We start from the raw sequence: 16,135 nt of genomic DNA, 5'->3' as shown, positions 1-16,135 counted from the left end.
GGCGGTGAGGGGCGGGTCAGCCCTGCTGCGTGCCGGGCGGGAGCGCCAGGCCGGCGGGAGCGCCGGTCCAGGAGCTCTCGGTCGGGGCGGGCGCCGAAGTCCGCAGGGGCGGCATCACCCGTTGCAGGTCGCTGCGAATCCGCTCGGCCTCACCTCGGACCTGCGCGGGGACGTCACCGCGCTCCGCGACGAGCTGGCGGTAGATCGGGGCTTCCTGGAACACGGACAACGCGTCCTTCCTGTCGGTGCCTCGCGCCGGACACGGAGGCGGTTGCCGAGTGTACGGGCCTCGGGGCCCCCTCAGGTCCCGCTCGGGACACTGCTGCGCCCACCGAACCCCTGCCGGCCCGCGGCCGACCGGCCGCACACCGCTTCCCCTGCCCGCTTCCGGCCCCAACAGCACACACAGGAGCGGCTGTTCGACCCGGCCCGCTCCCCCGGCGGCGAGGAATGTGCATCCGGCCACACTGGTGCCGCGCTCGGCACTCGCGTCCAGGGAGTGGTCCGTCAGTACCGCCAGGCGAAGGCCGCGCTTTCGCGGAGATCGCCGGGGTGGACGGCATCGGCGACCCGGTGCGCGAAGCGCCGGTACGCGGCCTCCTGTTCGGTGGTCAGCACCCGCGAGGCCGGTTCGCCCGAGTCCGTGCGAGCGGGCGGGGCGAGCAGCGGCCGCAACAGGGCCAGATCCTCCGGCGCCGGCTCGGGACCCAGGGTGTCCAGCAGGATCCGCAGATGGCCGCACAGGCTCGACGCGGTGGACGGGCCGAGCGGGTAGGGGTGTTGCTCGGCGATCCGGTCCAGGAGCGCGGCACCGTGCAGCCGCCCGGCGACGACCCGCGTCAGGCGGTCCAGCAGGGCCCTGAGCGTGTCCAGGTCGCGCACCGCGAGCTCCACCAGGTGTACGGGTATGTGCTCGCGCCCGTCGGGGTCCCGCAGGCCGCTTCCGCGGGCGACCCGGTCGCGTTCCTCCTCGGCCTGCCCGTACACACCGTCGCCCGCCGGTGCCGCGGGGCCCGTGCGCTCCGTACGGTCCGCGGTTTCGGTGACGTCATCTGCGGGCTCGGGGACGTACGCGCGCAGCGCTTCGGGGAGGGCGGCGCACAGGGCCTGCCACGCCGTCAGGGCCGCCACCGGGTCGACTCCGTCCGGCAGTTGGGCCGGTTCCCGCTCGGCCGCCGCGGCGAGGGGGGCGAGAAGCAGGGAGTGCGCCCCGTGGAAGTCCCAGAGCCAGGCGGGGTCGCCCGGCACGAGCCGTTCGCGGCGGACGGCCACCGTGCCGGGGGTGTCTTCGCCGAGTGTCACAGGATCCTCCGAGTCAGCCGGTTCAAGGGATGCGGGGACGGGCGTACGGACACACGGAAGTACGGCGTCCGCACGGGCCCACCCGACGACACGTTCACCATATCGTCAAGTTGACGATATGCGGGAGGCTTCCCGGGAATCGGGCATGGCACCGGCCACCTTCACGTGCGCTGGTGCAGTGCGATGGCCAGGGGTGTGGCGGTGAACATCGAGGAGTAGGTGCCCACCACGAGCCCGATGAGCAGGGCGAGAGCGAAGTCGGTCAGGGTGTCGCCGCCGAGGACGGCCAGCGCGGTGAGGATGAACGCGGCGCCCATGCCGGTGTTGACCGTGCGGGGCAGGGTCTCCAGGAGAGCCCGGTTGGCGACACGCGCGAAGGGCTCCCCGCGGTCGCGGCGGCCGAGTTCCCTGATCCGGTCGAAGACGACGACGGAGTCGTTGACCGAGTAGCCGATCACCGTGAGGAGCGCGGCCACGAAGACGCCGTCGACGGGCTTGCCGAGCCAGGCGAAGACGCCGACGAGGATCACGGCGTCGTGGGCGAGTGCGGCGACGGCGGAGGTCCCGAGGAGCCAGCGGAAGCGTGCGGCGAGATAGACGAGTTGGGCGCCCAGCGCGACCAGGAGGGCGATGAGGGCACCTTGGCGCAGCTCCTTGCCGAGGCTGGCTCCGATGGTTTCGTCGCGGATCTTGTCGGCTCGGCCCGCCAGGTCGCCGACCGTGTCGTCGATGGTGACCGCCTGGGTGTCGGTCAGATGCTCGGTGCGGACGGTGAGCCGGCTCTCTCCGGAGGTCTGGACGACGGCCCGGGGGAATCCGGCGTCGGCGAGCGCCGTACGGGCCCGGTCGGGGTCGACGGGAGCTGCTGTGGCGTACTCGACGAGGCGGCCGCCGGTGAATTCGACACCGAAGTCGAGGCCGCGCACGGCGATGCCGGAGGCGGCGAGGACGAGTGCGGCGGCGGACACGGCCAGCCAGCGGCGCGCGTGGCGCATCAGGTCCGGCTCGGTGCGGGCGAGGCGGGCGCGGACGGCGCCGGTGTGGGCGATGCCGGTGAGGTGGGGGCGGCGGCGCAGACCGGGGCGGGCGACGACGAGGTCGGCGAGGGCCCGGGTGATGACCAGCGCGCTGACCATGGACGCGAGGACGCCGATCCCCAGCGTGACACCGAAGCCGCGCACCGGCCCCGAGGCCAGGAAGAACAGGAGGCCGGCGGCGATGAGGGTGGTGATGTTGGAGTCGGCGATGGCGCTGAAGGCCCTGCGGAATCCCGCGGTCAGGGACGACCGCGGGGTGGGGCGGAGGCGGGAGGCGTACTCCTCGCGGGCGCGTTCGAAGACGAGCACGTTGGCGTCGACCGCCATGCCGATGGCCAGCACGAACCCGGCGAGGCCCGGGAGGGTCAGGGTGGCGCCGAGGACGGCGAGGGCGGCGTAGGAGATGAGGCCGTAGCAGGCCAGCGCGACGGTGGCCAGGATCCCCATGATCCGGTAGACGGCGATGATGAACAGCGAGGTCAGGGCGGTGCCGATGGCAGCGGCCCAGGCACTGGCCGTGATGGCCCGCGCGCCCAGGGTGGGGCCGACTGTGCGCTGCTCGACGGTCTCGACCGGCACCGGCAGGGCGCCCCCGTTGACGAGCAGGGCCAGATCCTTGGCCTCGCGGGCGTCGAACGTCCCGGTGATCTGGGTGGAGCCGCCGACGATGCCGGACCGGCAGCTGACGGAGGGGGCGACCTGCGGCGAAGAGATGATCCTGCCGTCCAGGACGATGGCGACCCGGCGGCCCGGATCGCCGGCGGGGTGGCAGGCCGCCTCGCCGGTCAGGCGGGCCCAGCCCGTCTCGCCGGCTCCCTTGAAGTCGACGGTGACGTGCCAGCCGGCACCGCCCTGCTGGTCGAAGGCGGCGACCGCCTTCTCGACGTCCTTGCCCGTCAGTGAGGCCGCCTTGAGGCGCAGCCCCTGGCCGGACTCGTCGGCGATCACTTGCTCGTGAGGCCGTTTCGGCAGCGGTCCGGGCCCGTCGTGAGCGTCGGCTGCCGTGCCGAGCACCTGGTGGAAGGACAGCCGCGCGGTACGTCCGAGCACGTCGGACGCCTCGCGGGGATCCTGGAGACCGGGCAGCTCGACGACGATCCGGTCGCTGCCGGAGCGCACGATGGTCGGCTCGGCGACACCGAGCGCGTCGATACGGCCCCGCAGTACCTCCACCGTACGGTCCGTCGCCTCGTCGTCGGCATCGGCATCGGCATCGGCATCGGCATCGGCATCGGCGGTGGGGCGGGTCTCCAGCACGATCTGGGTACCGCCCCGCAGATCGAGTCCGAGGTGGACGGGCACAGTGAGCGCGACATACAGGGAAAGGGCGACGGCAGCGAGGGCGATCAGCCCTCTGACGTGCTGGGATCGGTTCACAGCGGGCCTCCGGCGGGCCGACCTCGGCCAGGACGACGGCCGAGGTCGATAAGGAGAGAAGGGGGAACGAACGGGTTCAGGTGCCGGAGGGCGACGGGGGTGCCCTGACCCCATGACGGCGCACCGGTCGCTCCGATGCGGCAGGGCCTGCCGCCGGGACGAGGCTCCGCCCGGGCCTGAGCGGGTCGAGCGCTGTGCCGTGTGACGCGCCCGGGGCGGAGACCGGCGGAGCGTGCCGCTCGCCGAAGGTATCCCGAAGGGCGCGAACGGCGGCGGCGGAGAGAGCCGGGTCGGCGTTGTGCGCATGGGGCCCGCCCTGGCCGGTGTTGTCCGCATGGGGCCCGCCGGGTTCGGCGCTTTCCGCATGAAGTTCGCCCGGGTCGGCGTTGTGCGCATGGGGCTCGCCCGGGTCAGCGACGTCCTCGCGAGGCCCGCCCTGGCCAGCGTTGTCCGCCTGGGGCTCGCCAGGTTCGACGCCTTCCCTATGAAGCTCGCCCGGGTCGGCGCTTTCCCCATGAAGCTCGCCGGGTTCAGCGCCTTCCGCATAAGGCTCGCCGTGGTCGGCGCTCTCCGCATGAGGCTCGCCGGAACACCCGGGACCGTGTGCGGGCTCGGCCCCGGCGGCCAGCACGGGGCCGCCCGGAACGCGCAGGGACTCACCGCCGAGGACGGACGAGCCCAGCAGCGCGCCACAGGTGACGAGGCCGACGAGGACCGCGAGCAGGACCGCCGGCAGCGACGCCGGGCCTGGGCGACGCGTGCCCGGAACACCGTACGCGCGCCGGACCGCCCCGCCTCCCCCCGTCCGCATCCCCCGTCCTCCTGTCTGTCCGGCCTGTATGTCCGGCCTTGGGCGAACCCCGGCCGTGGCGGGCCCGGGGGCGGTCGAGCGGTTCAGGCTTCGATGAGGCCGGCGCGGATCGCGTAGCGGGTGAGTTCCAGCCGGTCGCGCAGACCGAGCTTGTGCAGCAGGTTCTCCCGGTGCCGGTGGACGGTCTTGATGCTGATGAAGAGCATCTCCGCGATCTCCTTGGAGGAGTGGCCCTCGGCGACGAGCTTGAGGACCTCCTCCTCGCGCGCGGTCAGGACCCGCTCGGGCAGCTCCTCGCCGTGGCGGACCCGGTCGAGGTAGTTGCGGATGAGCGCCGTGACGGCACCCGGGTACAGGAAGGGCTCGTCGCGCATGGCGGCCCGGCACGCCGCCACCAGGTCACGGTCCGCCACGGACTTCAGCACGTATCCCCCGGCACCGGCTTTCAGCGCCTGGAAGAAGTACTGCTCGTTGTCGTGCATGGTCAGCATCAGCACCCGTACCCCGGGCTTGACCGCGAGGAGTTCCCGGGTGGCTTGCAGGCCGGTCAGCCGGGGCATGGCGATGTCCATGACCGCCAGGTCGACCTCGTGGGTGCGGGCCAGCTCGATGGCCTCCGCCCCGTCCCCCGCCTCGGCGACGACCTCCAGGTCCGGCTCCCGTTCGAGGATGAGCCGCACCCCCCGACGTACCAGCGCGTGGTCGTCGGCGAGAAGGATACGGATCTTGGAGGTGTGGGGCGTGGTCATGGCTGCTTCCTGAGAAGGGGCACGGTCAGCCGGACCTGCGTACCGGCCCGGGGCTCGGAGGTGACATCCAGCGTGGCGCCGATGAGCAGGGCCCGCTCGCGCATGCCGCGGATCCCCGCGCCCTCGCGGGCGACGCCGGTTCCGCGGCCGTCGTCCACGACGGCCAGCACCACCGCGTCGCCGGTGCGGCGCAGGCTCACCTCGACCTGCTCCGCCTCGGCGTGCCGGGCGGCGTTGGTCAGGGCCTCCTGGGCGACGCGGTACAGCACGAGTTCCGTCTGCCGGTCGAACGCGGGCAGGCCGGTGTCGAAGCGGCGCACCACGCGCAGTCCGACGTGGGTGGCGAACTCGCTGGTCAGCGAGGTCAGGGCGCTGATCAGGCCAAGGTCCTCCAGGGCGCCGGGCCGCAGTCGCCTGGCCAGTCGGCTCACCTCGTCCAGACTCCCCCGGGTGATCTCCTGTACCTGCCGGAGTTCACCGCGCAGGGGCTCGTCCGCCTCCCCCGCGGCGCGTTCGAGCGCCAGCAGGATCGCGGTCAGGCTCTGGCCGACCTCGTCGTGCAGTTCCTGGGCGATACGGCGCCGCTCCGTCTCCTGCGCGAACAGGGCGCGGGCGCTGCTGGTGGCCCGTTCGTGTTCGAGGCGTTCGAGCATGGCGTTGAAGGTGCGGATCAGTTCGGCGATCTCACCGCGGCCCCGCACCGGCAGCCGCTGGCCCGGGTGCAGCAGATCGACGGTGGTCATCATCCGGGTGAGCCGGCCGAGCGGGGTCAGGCCGATCCGCAGCAGGGCCGCGTTGGCCACCAGCATGACGGCCAGGCCGGCCACGAGGATGACGGCCTCGGTCAGCACCACCGGCACGGAGACGGTCACGGGCGCCCACAGGAGCAGCGCGGTGGCGCCTCCCAGCACGATCGCGTTGAGCGCGTAGATCCGCCAGAACAGGGACACCGGGATGACGCCTCTCGCTAGGTGACACGGCTTTCCTTCTACTGTCGGTCACCGTGCACCTCTCGCGTGAGCTGCGGCCACTGGTCCTGACCGGTCTTCCGCCCAGGCTGCCCGTTCGCGGTCGCCGCGTCGATGGGTGCCCGTACCCATTTCCCGCGCCCGGCCCGTCCACGCCGTGATGGGCCCGGGACCGAGCCGCGTATGGGTATCGCGCCCGATGGGCTTTACGGCGCGGCGCGGTCAGGGTGGAGGCATCAACCGGCCCCCGCGGCTCCCCCCTGCCATCACCCCCGACCGCTCTCCCCCGGCGCGGTCCACCGCCTGCTCGAAGAAGGAACGGCCATGTCGCTCGATACGTCCCGGACCGAGACCCGTCACGAACGGCTGACGGCGCACGAGGCACTCCAGCGTCTCGAACACGAGAAGGCGTCCCGTCTCACCCAGCTGCGGGCGATCGGCGAGTCCGGGCCCGAGACCGAGGACCAGGTGATGTCCGCGCAGCGGGACACCGTCCGGCGCGTCCTCAAGGAGGTGGAGGCCGCCTTCGCCCGTGTCCGGGACGGCAGCTACGGCCTCTGCCGGACCTGCGCCAAGCCGATTCCGGTCGAGCGCCTGGAGATCCTGCCGCACACGCCGTTCTGCGTCCCCTGTCAGCGCGACTCCGTCTGACGGGAATCCGTCCGCTCTTCCCTCTCCCGCCTTGCCCAGGGGGTGACTTGGTGAACCGCCAGATCATGGACGACATCGACACGAGTCTGTCGGTCGAGGACTTCGCCGCGCTGCGCGAGAACCTGTGCGAACAGCGCCAGTTCCGGCAGGAGCAGCTCCAGCAGCTCTCGGCCGCCGCCGCGGCCGCGGACCCGTTCCTCGACGGTGAGGCCGCTTCCCAGGTCGAGGTCCGCGTCAAGCTCGCCGCTTCCGCCCGTATGGTGCTGGCCGACGTCGAAGCCGCGCTCGTGCGCATGGCCGAGTGCCGCTACGGAAGCTGTCACTTGTGCCGCGGGCCCATCGCCCGCGAGCGGCTGAGAATCGTGCCGCAGGCCCGCTACTGTTCCCGCTGTCAGCAGGTCAGAGAGGCCGGCCGGTGACCCCGACGCCCCGTTCCTCCCACCGCGTACTCTCGCCGCGCCGGGCGCTCGCGTCCCTTTCCGCGACGGGCACGATACGACGTCGGGGGCGTCCTCGCACGCCCGGAGTCAGCCGATCTGTGCGGAGGTACGCTGGATTCGGCAACTGACTATCCGCTCAAGATACAAGCGGCCCGCAGCAGGCATCCCCGGAGTACCTTCATGGCATCGCACCAGTCGCCCACCCGTCGTTCCGGCGTCAACCGACGTGTCTGGATCGCGTCGTCGGTCGTCGTGTCACTCGCGGCGGCTGGAATCGGGGGCGTGCAGATCTCGCAGGCCGCGACGATCGACACGTCCGCGTCGTCCTCGAAGCTCGCGGCGTCCACCTGCGCCGATCAGACGTATTCGGCGATGACGACGGCGCAGCGGGTCGGTCAGCTCTTCATGGGATCGGTCACGCCGTCCTCTCCTGACAGCAACCGGATCGCTCTCATGCGCCAGTACCACGTCGGCTCGGTGTTCCTCGCCGGGCGCAGCAAGGCCGGGACGACGGCGACCAAGAGCCTGGTCGACGGTCTTCAGGCGAAGGCCGACAGCGTGGCCGGTCATCGCGTGGGGCTCCTGGTCTCGACGGACCAGGAGGGCGGCCAGGTCCAGGTGCTGACGGGGCCCGGTTTCTCGACCATTCCGAGCGCGCTGACGCAAGGGACGTGGACGACGACGAAGTTGCGCGGTGAAGCCGCCGTGTGGGCCAAGGAGCTCAAGTCGGCCGGCGTCAACCTGAACCTCGCGCCCGTCGCGGACGTCGTGCCCGCGAGCCTGGGCACGGCCAACGCTCCGATCGGCAAGTTCAACCGCGAGTTCGGTCACACCGCGGCGACGGTGGCCCCCCACAGCAACGCGTTCCTCGAAGGCTCCACCCAGTCCGGGGTGCTGGCCACGCTCAAGCACTTCCCGGGGCTCGGCTTCGTCCGGGGCAACACCGACACCACGGCCAACGTGGTGGACACCGTGACGACGAGTTCGAGCCCGAGCATCAGTACGTTCAAGTCCGGTATCAACGCCGGGGCGCCGTTCGTCATGATCTCCTCGGCGACGTACAGCAAGATCGACGCGAGGAACCGCGCCGCGTTCTCCCCGACGGTGATCCAGACCATGCTCCGCAAGAACATGGGCTTCAAGGGTGTGGTCATCTCGGACGACCTCGGCAACGCGGTGGCGGTCAAGGCCGTGGCCCCGGGCGACCGCGCGGTCAAGTTCATCTCGGCCGGTGGTGACGTGGTCCTGACGGTCGAGCCGAACCTGATCCCGGCCATGACCAAGGCCGTTCAGAGCCGGATGACGCAGAGCGCGGCGTTCCGCACGCAGGTGAGCCAGAGCGTCCACCGCGTCCTGGCCGCCAAGCAGAAGGCGGGTCTGCTGACGTGCGGCTGACCGGGCCGCCGCCGCGCGTGTGCGCGACGGGCCCGGGATCGTGGTGCAGGATGCCGGCATGCGATCACGGACATCCGGCATGTGGTGGGGAACGACGATCGAGGCACCGGACCCGGGCGGCCTGGCGCGGTTCTACGCCGATCTCCTCGGCTGGCACATCGGGCACGAGGAGCCGGGAACGGCCGTCGTCGCCGCTTCCCCGCAGGGGCCGTTCCTCGTGTTCCAGCGGGCCGACGGCTACCGGGCTCCGGTCTGGCCGCCGGCCGACGGGGACCAACGGCCCATGATGCACCTCGACTTCCAGGTCGGCGATCTGGTGGAGGCGGTGGCCGAGGCCGTCGCCCTGGGCGCCACCGTGGCGGACTTCCAGCCGCGGGACAACGTCCGTGTGCTCTTCGATCCGGCCGGCCACCCCTTCTGCCTGTGCTCCGACCAGGAATGAGGCGTGGGGCGGCCTGAGGTCGGGATCGGGTCGGGATCGTCCGGCCGCCGGATCCGACGCCGTGCGGCACGAAGCGGTACGAACTCCCGTGTCCCGGCAGCTCGTACGGCACGGCGTCGGCGGTTCGTCCGTCACTCGGTGCGCAGCGCCGTGGCCGTGCGGACCTTGGCGGCCCATCCCGCCGGGGCCGTCGCGCCCAGCAGGGCGACGAGCACTCCGGCCAGGCCGAGCAGCACCAGTTGCGCGGGGTCGTACACGTCGAGGACCGACGGGGGCAGGCCGGTTCCGGCGGCCCTTCCCATGACCGGCAGCACGTAGGCGTGCAGGGCGAACCCGGCCGGTACACCGATCAGTCCGCCGACGACGCCGATCCCGGCCACCGAGGCGAGGACGAGACTCACGGTCTGCCGCGGTGACATGCCGAGCGCCTTGCACACGCCCAGGTCGTGGACGCGCTCGCGGGTGTCGAGGACGACGGAGTTGAGGACGCCGAGGCCCGCGACGGAGACCAGCATGAGTGTGAGCAGCGCGGCCATCGCCTCCAGCAGGGCGATCATGTTCGCCCCCTGCGGGGCGGATTCGGCGAAGGCGTGGCCGCCAAGCGGCTCGATCACCGCGCTCAGCTTCCGGGCGTAATCGGCTGGAGAGACACCCGACTTGACCTCGATGTGGAAGACCTGGGGCGCCGCCTTCGCGAAGCTGTCGAGATCGGCGTGCAGCCGCAGACCGTCGTCCGAGGTGTCGAAGGCTTCACCGACGATCCGCAGGTTCACCGTCTCCTTCTGGAACGTCACCCGCACGCTGTCGCCGATCCGGGTGCCGGTCCGCTCCAGGAAGCGGGTGGGCACGACGACCTGGCCCCGCCCGGAGGTCCAGTGTCCCGCGATCATCTCGAAGCTGCCGGGGAGGGAGTCGCCTTGGTAGAGGGTGGCGCGGACGGTGCCGGAGACCCCGGACACCTCGGCGTCGCCGCTCGTCGTGCCGTAGTACGAGGCGGTGCCGGACCGCGCCGCGATCGCCGCACGGACCGCGGCCGGATCCGCCGACGCCCGCTGCCCGTTCGGGCCCGAGGCGGTCGGCGCCTGCCCGGAGCCGCTCCCCGGCGGCTTCTGCCGCTTCTCCACCCTGCCCGGTCCCGAGCCGGCGTCGGGCCCTCCTGTGACGGCGGTGACCTGGGCGCGGTTCTCGGGATCCTGCGCGTGCGCCACCGCGTCGAGGGACTGTGTCAGCCCGACCGCGAACGTCGCGGCGACGGTCCCGAAGGTGACCGCCAGCACCATCGCGATCGCGCGGACGGGGTGCGCGAAGGGACTCGCGAGGCCGTACGTCACCGGGCGGGGCAGCGGAAGCCGTCCCGCGGCCCGGTGCACCCACTGTCCCCGCGTGGTGCGCGGCGCCCTGCCGACGGCGATGGCCTCGACCGTCCGCAGCCTCCCGGCCCGCAGTGCGGGGACCAGGGCCGCGATCGCGACGACGAGCAGCGCGCCGGCCGGCACCACGACGTCCACCCACCAGGCGACCGAGAGCGACACCGTCCCGTACACGGACTCGGTGTCGTTCAGCAGCGGCACGGCCAGCAGGTTGCCGAGGACGACCCCGAGCGCGATGCCGGCCGCGGCGGGGATCAACGCCTGGGCCACATAGGCCCGTACGACCTCGCGGGGGGTGAATCCGATCGCCTTGAGAATGCCGATCCGGCGCAGACCTGTGCCGACGGCGCCGCTGATCACGCTGCCGACGATGATCACCGACATGACGATGCCGAGCACACCGAACGCGAACAGGAAGGGGATCGTCGCCGCGGCCCCCTGTTCGGTGGCGCGTTTGGTGTCCAGCCACGACTGGGTGCCGACCAGCGCGCCGGAGGGCAGGGCGGAGGTGAGCCTCTTCCGGTCGGCCGTGATCTGCGCCTTCGTCGCCGCGGAGCCGAAGCGGTAGAGCATCTGGTTCGTGAGGGGGCTGTCCCCGGTCGCGAGGGACCTGACCTGTGCGGGGGTCGCCCAGACGTCGGCGGTGTCGCCCGCGGACAGCGCGAAGCCGACGACGGTCAGCTTCCGCGCGTCGGCGGCGTCGGAACTCATCAGGGTCGATCCGAGGTCGAGCAACGGTCCGGAGAACGACGCGGACAGCACGATCTCGCCCGGACCGCGGGCCCACCGGCCGGACTTGAGGTCCAGTGCGTCCACGTCCCTGCCCGGACCGGGCCGTCCGACCAGCGTCAGCGCGGGCAGGTGTCCGCCGTCGGTGCCCACCGGTTCGATCGTCGTGGTCGGGAACGGTCCCGCGCTCGCCGTGACCCCCTCCAGGGCTCGGGTGCCCGCCAGTTGGGCCGCGCTCGCCCGGTGCGGGTCGAACGCGGCGGTGAGATGCGGCCCGTGCTGCCGGGCGAAGGCGTGGTCGAAGGGCGCGTTCGTGGCGACCAGGAGGGAACCGGCGACCACGGCCGAGGCGACCGCCATCATCGTGGCCACGGCGATCACGACCGTCTGGACGCGCCGTCTGCCGACCCCGGAGCGCACCACCCGACCGAGTGCCCCGCCGCCGAACCGGATCATCGGACGGCCTCCGCGTTCGTGTCGAGGGCGACACGGCCGTCGACCAGGTGGATCGTGCGCTGTGCGCAGGCCCGGGCCAGTTCGAGGTCGTGCGTGACCAGGACGACGGTCTGCCCGCCGCGGTGCAGGTCCACGAGCAGTTCGCGCACCTCCTGCCCCGACGCGGTGTCCAGGGCGCCGGTCGGCTCGTCGGCGAGCAACAGGGCGGGCCTGTTCACCAAGGCCCTTGCCACGGCGACCCGTTGGCGTTCCCCGCCGGACAACCGCCCCGGGTAGGCGTGGGCGTGCTTCTGGATGCCCAGGGTCTCCATGAGCTCCCCGGCGCGGGACGCGGCCACGCGCCGTGCGGTTCCGGTCAGTTGGGCGGGGAGCTGGATGTTGTCGGCGACGGTGAGGTCGTCGAGCAGATTGAAGAACTGGAAGACCATGCCGATGTGCTGGCGGCGGAACCGGGCCAGCGCGTGCTCGCTCAGCCGGTCGACGCGCTGCCCGGCCACGCTCACGGAGCCCTCGCTCGGCCGGTCGAGACCGGCGACGAGGTTGAGCAGCGTGGACTTGCCGCTGCCGGACGGCCCCGTCACGGCCAGGGCCTCGCCCTGGGCCACGCCGAGATCGACCGGCCCCAGTGCCGGGGCGTCGGCGCCGCCGTACCGCTTGGCGACGCCATCCAGTTCGATCACGTGAGTCATGGGTGTGTCCGTCCTTCGTGGGTCGGGAGGCCGATGCCCCGTGCGGGTCCGGTGAACGTACGGGCGGACGCGGGAGCGGCGCGTCGACCGTGGCACCGACATGGGGCCCTCCCCCGGGAGGACCCGGCCGCGGGGTCGTCCTGGAGGAGTACGCCCGGCGGACAGGTGGGCCGGTCCCCCAGGGGGACGTGGACCGGTGGCACGGGCCCGCACAATGTGCGCATGGAGAAGGAGGACCCGTACGGGCGGCCGCGTGATGGAGCGGGGGCGGGGACGGACGCCTGGCGGCCACCGGCGGGCGACCTGCCTCGGCCGGGGGCGTGGTGGGCGGGTGTGCGCGACGCGATGCGGCCGAAGAGGTCGTGGGCGGGTGTGCGCGACGCGGTGCGGCCGGGGGCGTGGTGGGCGCGGGTGCGCGAGGCGATGCGGCCGCAGGGTGAGGCCGAGCCGCTGTCCCGGCGCGCGGTGCGCGTGGACGTCGTGCTGGCGCTCGCGCTGACCGTGGTCGCGCTGTTCGTGGCCGCGCGCTACCCGGGCGACGGACCGGTCCGCATCAGTTCCAGGGCCGTGACCGTGAGCCGGGACGCGATCCCTCACCCGGTGCGGCCTCCGGCTCCCGGCCCGGGAACCGTGCGCGACCCGCGGCCCTCCGCGCCCACGGTCCTGGTCGTGCTGTCGGCGCTGCCGCTCGTGGCCAGGCGCCGCTATCCGCTGCTCGCCTTCGGAGTGATCGCCGCCGCCGCGCTGGCCCTGGGGGACGCCGTCTCCTGGATCAACGTGCTGACCTGGAGCGTCGCCGCGTACGGAGCCGTCGCGCGCAGCCGCTACCGCACGCGGGCTCTGGCGGCACTGATCTTCACGGCCGTACTGGCGGGTGTCGCGTTCCGGGACACCGATCCCATGCTCCCGGGCTGGTCGAGCCCCGCGGTGGTGCTCCTGGTCGTCGGGGTGCTGGCCGGCCTGGTCCGGCTCGGACGGCTGCGTCTGGAGGCCAGCCGGAAGCGTTTCACGGACCTTCAGCAGGCTCAGGAGCAGGCGATGCGCCGGGCCGTCGCGGAGGAGCGTGCCCGAATAGCCGCCGAGCTCCACGATGTCGTCACCCACAATGTGAGCGTGATGGTCATACAGGCGGGCGCGGCGCGCAAGGTGATGGACGCGGCGCCGGAGCGGTCCAAGGAGGCGCTGCTGGCGGTGGAGGCCGGCGGCCGTGCGGCGATGGCCGAACTCCGCCATGTGATGGGCCTGCTGGCGGGCCCGGACGCGGGTGCCGACATCGCCGCCGACGGCCTGGAGCCGCAGCCGGGACTCGGACAGCTCGACGCCCTCGCCGAGCGGGTGCGGGCCGCCGGAACACCGGTGCGCCTGACCGTGTCGCTGCCGCCGGGGCCACTGCCGCCCGGGGTGGAACTCACGGCGTACCGCGTGGTGCAGGAGGCCCTCACGAACACGATCAAGCACGCGGCGGGGGCCGAGGCGGCGGTGCTGATCGGCTTCTCCGGCTCCTGGCTGGAGTTGGAGGTCACGGACACGGGCGCCGTGCGAGACTCGCCCCCGGTGGACGGCAACGGCCGCGGGCTGATCGGGCTGCGCGAGCGACTGGCCGTCTACGGCGGCAAGTTGACCGCCGGTCCCGCGCCCACCGGCGGATACCGGGTCACGGCCCGCGTCCCGTGGGAGGCGGTGTGAACGCGCCCGCGCTGCGCGCCGTCATCGCGGACGACCAGGCCCTGGTGCGTACGGGATTCGGGATGATCCTCGCCGCCGACGGCATCGAGGTGACGGCCGAGGCGGCGGACGGGGCCGAGGCGGTCGAGGCCGTGCGACGCACCCGGCCCGACGTCGTCCTCATGGACATCCGGATGCCGCGGATGGACGGCATCGAGGCCACCCGCCGCATTCTCGGCGACCGCCCCGACGGACCCGACGGCCTCGACGGCACCCGGGTCGTCATCCTGACGACGTACGACCTCGACCACTACGTGTACGCGGCGCTCACCGCAGGAGCGAGCGGCTTCCTGCTCAAGGACGTCACCCCCGAGCACCTGGTGGCGGCCGTGCGTCTGGTGCGCTCCGGTGACGCGCTGCTCGCGCCCACCATCACCCGCAGGCTGATCGAGCGTTTCGCGCACCGCCAGGAGTCCCCGCGGACCGGCCTGAACCGCGACCTGTCCGGGTTGACCCCGCGTGAACTGGAAGTACTGCGCCTGCTGGCCACCGGCCTCAGCAACGCGGAACTCGCGGACCGCCTCATACTCAGCCCCACCACGGTCAAGACGCACGTGGGCCGCATCCTGTCGAAACTCGACCTGCGGGACCGCGTGCAGGCCGTCGTGCTCGCCTACGAGAGCGGCCTGATCTCCCCGCAGGGGCCGCCCGGCACGGGCTGAGGGCCAAGGCGCCCCGCACGGACTGAGGACCAGGCGCCCGGCACGGGCTGAGGACCAGGGGCCGTTCACCACGCGGTCCCCCGCGGGCCCGGTTCAACTCCCCTTGACCCGCCGGGTCTCCACGCCCGGGATTCCCTTGTCCCACCAGTGGTTGTAGCGGCTGTACGGGGTCGGGTCCCGTTCGGCGAGCAGGGCCGCCAGCTTCTCCGCCTCCTCGGTCACGGCGCGCCAGTCCGCCGTGCCGAGCTTGCGGAACACAGTCAGTTCCAGCCCTTCGTCCACGGTGCGCCACACCCCGGCGACCCGGCCGTCGACGAGCAGGGTGGGCAGGATGTCGCCGTTGCGCCGGACGACGAGGGGCCGGAGGTCCTGGGGCATGACGCGCCCGGGGAGGGCGTGGGCGAGCAGTGTGCTGTCCCACATCGGAAGCAGCCTCGGCGGTGCGGGGGTGTCCTCGTCGGGCACGGTGGCGCCCGGCAGGTCGTACAGGACGGCGCGTCCCGGCCCGGGAACCCGTACGACCCGGTCCCCCAGTTCGTCCAGCGCCTGGGTGATCGCCGGTCGTCCCAGCAGGGTGAAGCGGGCGAAGTCCCGCGCCGACGCCGGTCCGAACGCCCGGAGATGGGCGAGCAGGAGCCGTCCCACACCCTCCGCCGCCGCTTCCCGCGTCTCCGCGCCGGGGTCGACAGGGGAGGCGCGGTAGGTGTTGGGAAGGCGGAAGGACCACGGACCGCCGGTCGGCACGTGCTGGATCGGCGCGTACGTCTTCAGCGCCCACCACACGCGCTGCGCCTCCTCGCCGAAGCCGGCCGTGAACTCCGCCTCCACGTCGGCCCCGGTGTGCGGGCGGGCCAGGAACGCGGCGAGCCTCGGCAGCATCCCGTCGGCGTCCTCCTCGGTCAGGTCGGTCGAGGTGTAGCGGCGGTCGTACAGCCGCGACGCCCGCAGGCTCCGGACCATGGCGGCGTGGTAGGGCGCGTAGTCGTCGGCGTGGACGGCGTGCAGGGTGATCCGCATGAGGGTCGCCTTGACGATCCGCCGGTCCGCGAACGCCGCGTCGAGCTCCTCGGGCACGAAGCCCTCCACCCGGTTCCACAGGGCCACGTACGGCGACACGGGCGCCTGGGCCTGCACGGCACAGACCCGGCGGACGGCCTCCGCCACATCCAGACGCCCGCGTTCCAGGAGCAGTTGACGGTCCAGGGTCGCCAGGGTGAGCTGTCGCTCGGTGAAGGTCACGCCGGAATTATCCCGCCCCCGCGCCGCCGTGCGTCCCCGGACACGGTCACGGCTCCTCCCTGACATGCCGTCAGGGTCGTCTCAGGGTCGAGG

At 72.7% G+C, this 16,135-nt stretch carries 15 protein-coding genes; 7 read left to right on the top strand and 8 right to left on the bottom strand.

What is annotated here, in order from left to right; all coding sequences use genetic code 11:
- Positions 1-16: 16 nt before the first annotated feature.
- The 3 genes from WJM95_RS32180 to secD all read right to left on the bottom strand — a co-directional run bounded on the left by WJM95_RS32180 (position 17) and on the right by secD (position 3,716).
- On the bottom strand, positions 17-223 hold the full coding sequence (locus tag WJM95_RS32180; RefSeq protein WP_339134143.1) for a hypothetical protein: 207 nt from the start codon (positions 221-223) through the stop codon (positions 17-19).
- Between the two features lie 284 nt (positions 224-507).
- A complete protein-coding gene (locus WJM95_RS32175; RefSeq protein ID WP_339134141.1) occupies positions 508-1,302 on the bottom strand; it encodes a hypothetical protein in 795 nt (264 codons plus the stop codon).
- 161 nt (positions 1,303-1,463) lie between these two features.
- Positions 1,464-3,716, bottom strand: coding sequence for a protein translocase subunit SecD (gene secD, locus WJM95_RS32170; RefSeq protein ID WP_339134139.1), 2,253 nt, complete (start codon positions 3,714-3,716; stop codon positions 1,464-1,466).
- A gap of 364 nt (positions 3,717-4,080) precedes the next feature.
- Between secD and WJM95_RS32165 the strand changes: the two genes are divergently transcribed.
- A complete protein-coding gene (locus WJM95_RS32165) occupies positions 4,081-4,644 on the top strand; it encodes a hypothetical protein (RefSeq protein WP_339134137.1) in 564 nt (187 codons plus the stop codon).
- Here the strand turns inward: WJM95_RS32165 and WJM95_RS32160 are convergent.
- Together WJM95_RS32160 and WJM95_RS32155 are read right to left on the bottom strand one after the other, a co-directional pair.
- Positions 4,611-5,276 carry a response regulator transcription factor gene (locus WJM95_RS32160; RefSeq protein WP_339134135.1) on the bottom strand — a complete coding sequence of 222 codons (666 nt, stop codon included), beginning with the start codon at positions 5,274-5,276 and terminating at the stop codon, positions 4,611-4,613. The genes WJM95_RS32165 and WJM95_RS32160 overlap by 34 nt on opposite strands.
- The gene (locus tag WJM95_RS32155) at positions 5,273-6,226 is read right to left on the bottom strand and encodes a sensor histidine kinase (RefSeq protein ID WP_339134133.1); all 954 of its coding nucleotides are present in this window, start codon (positions 6,224-6,226) and stop codon (positions 5,273-5,275) included. Before WJM95_RS32155 ends, WJM95_RS32160 begins: the two co-directional genes overlap by 4 nt.
- Positions 6,227-6,568: 342 nt before the next feature.
- Between WJM95_RS32155 and WJM95_RS32150 the strand changes: the two genes are divergently transcribed.
- The 4 genes from WJM95_RS32150 to WJM95_RS32135 all read left to right on the top strand — a co-directional run bounded on the left by WJM95_RS32150 (position 6,569) and on the right by WJM95_RS32135 (position 9,172).
- Positions 6,569-6,895, top strand: a complete 327-nt coding sequence (locus WJM95_RS32150) for a TraR/DksA C4-type zinc finger protein (RefSeq protein ID WP_339134131.1) — start codon at positions 6,569-6,571, stop codon at positions 6,893-6,895.
- A 50-nt stretch (positions 6,896-6,945) separates the two neighbouring features.
- Positions 6,946-7,314: a TraR/DksA C4-type zinc finger protein gene (locus tag WJM95_RS32145; RefSeq protein WP_339134129.1), complete on the top strand. Its 369-nt coding sequence runs from the start codon at positions 6,946-6,948 to the stop codon at positions 7,312-7,314.
- Positions 7,315-7,515: 201 nt separating this feature from the next.
- Positions 7,516-8,730, top strand: a complete 1,215-nt coding sequence (locus WJM95_RS32140) for a glycoside hydrolase family 3 N-terminal domain-containing protein (RefSeq protein WP_339134127.1) — start codon at positions 7,516-7,518, stop codon at positions 8,728-8,730.
- 58 nt (positions 8,731-8,788) lie between these two features.
- Positions 8,789-9,172: a VOC family protein gene (locus tag WJM95_RS32135; protein ID WP_339134125.1), complete on the top strand. Its 384-nt coding sequence runs from the start codon at positions 8,789-8,791 to the stop codon at positions 9,170-9,172.
- A gap of 131 nt (positions 9,173-9,303) precedes the next feature.
- Here WJM95_RS32135 and WJM95_RS32130 read toward each other — a convergent pair whose 3' ends face one another.
- A complete protein-coding gene (locus WJM95_RS32130; protein WP_339134123.1) occupies positions 9,304-11,727 on the bottom strand; it encodes an FtsX-like permease family protein in 2,424 nt (807 codons plus the stop codon).
- Positions 11,724-12,416: an ABC transporter ATP-binding protein gene (locus WJM95_RS32125; protein ID WP_339134121.1), complete on the bottom strand. Its 693-nt coding sequence runs from the start codon at positions 12,414-12,416 to the stop codon at positions 11,724-11,726. The genes WJM95_RS32130 and WJM95_RS32125 overlap by 4 nt, the downstream gene beginning before the upstream one ends.
- Before the next feature lie 222 nt (positions 12,417-12,638).
- Here WJM95_RS32125 and WJM95_RS32120 point away from each other — a divergent pair, with 222 nt between their 5' ends.
- Positions 12,639-14,102, top strand: a complete 1,464-nt coding sequence (locus WJM95_RS32120; protein WP_339134119.1) for a histidine kinase — start codon at positions 12,639-12,641, stop codon at positions 14,100-14,102.
- Positions 14,099-14,803, top strand: a complete 705-nt coding sequence (locus tag WJM95_RS32115) for a response regulator transcription factor (RefSeq protein WP_339134117.1) — start codon at positions 14,099-14,101, stop codon at positions 14,801-14,803. The genes WJM95_RS32120 and WJM95_RS32115 overlap by 4 nt, the downstream gene beginning before the upstream one ends.
- Before the next feature lie 93 nt (positions 14,804-14,896).
- On the opposite strand, the gene WJM95_RS32110 is transcribed toward WJM95_RS32115, so the two are convergent.
- Entirely contained in the window at positions 14,897-16,042 is a 1,146-nt protein-coding gene (locus WJM95_RS32110; protein WP_339134115.1) for a winged helix DNA-binding domain-containing protein, read from the bottom strand.
- Between the last annotated feature and the right edge of the window lie 93 nt (positions 16,043-16,135).

The organism is Streptomyces sp. f51 (genome assembly GCF_037940415.1).
GTDB lineage: Bacteria > Actinomycetota > Actinomycetes > Streptomycetales > Streptomycetaceae > Streptomyces.
The sequence above is the reverse complement of the archived record's forward strand: the minus strand, read 5'-3'. Positions and strand labels throughout refer to the sequence as shown.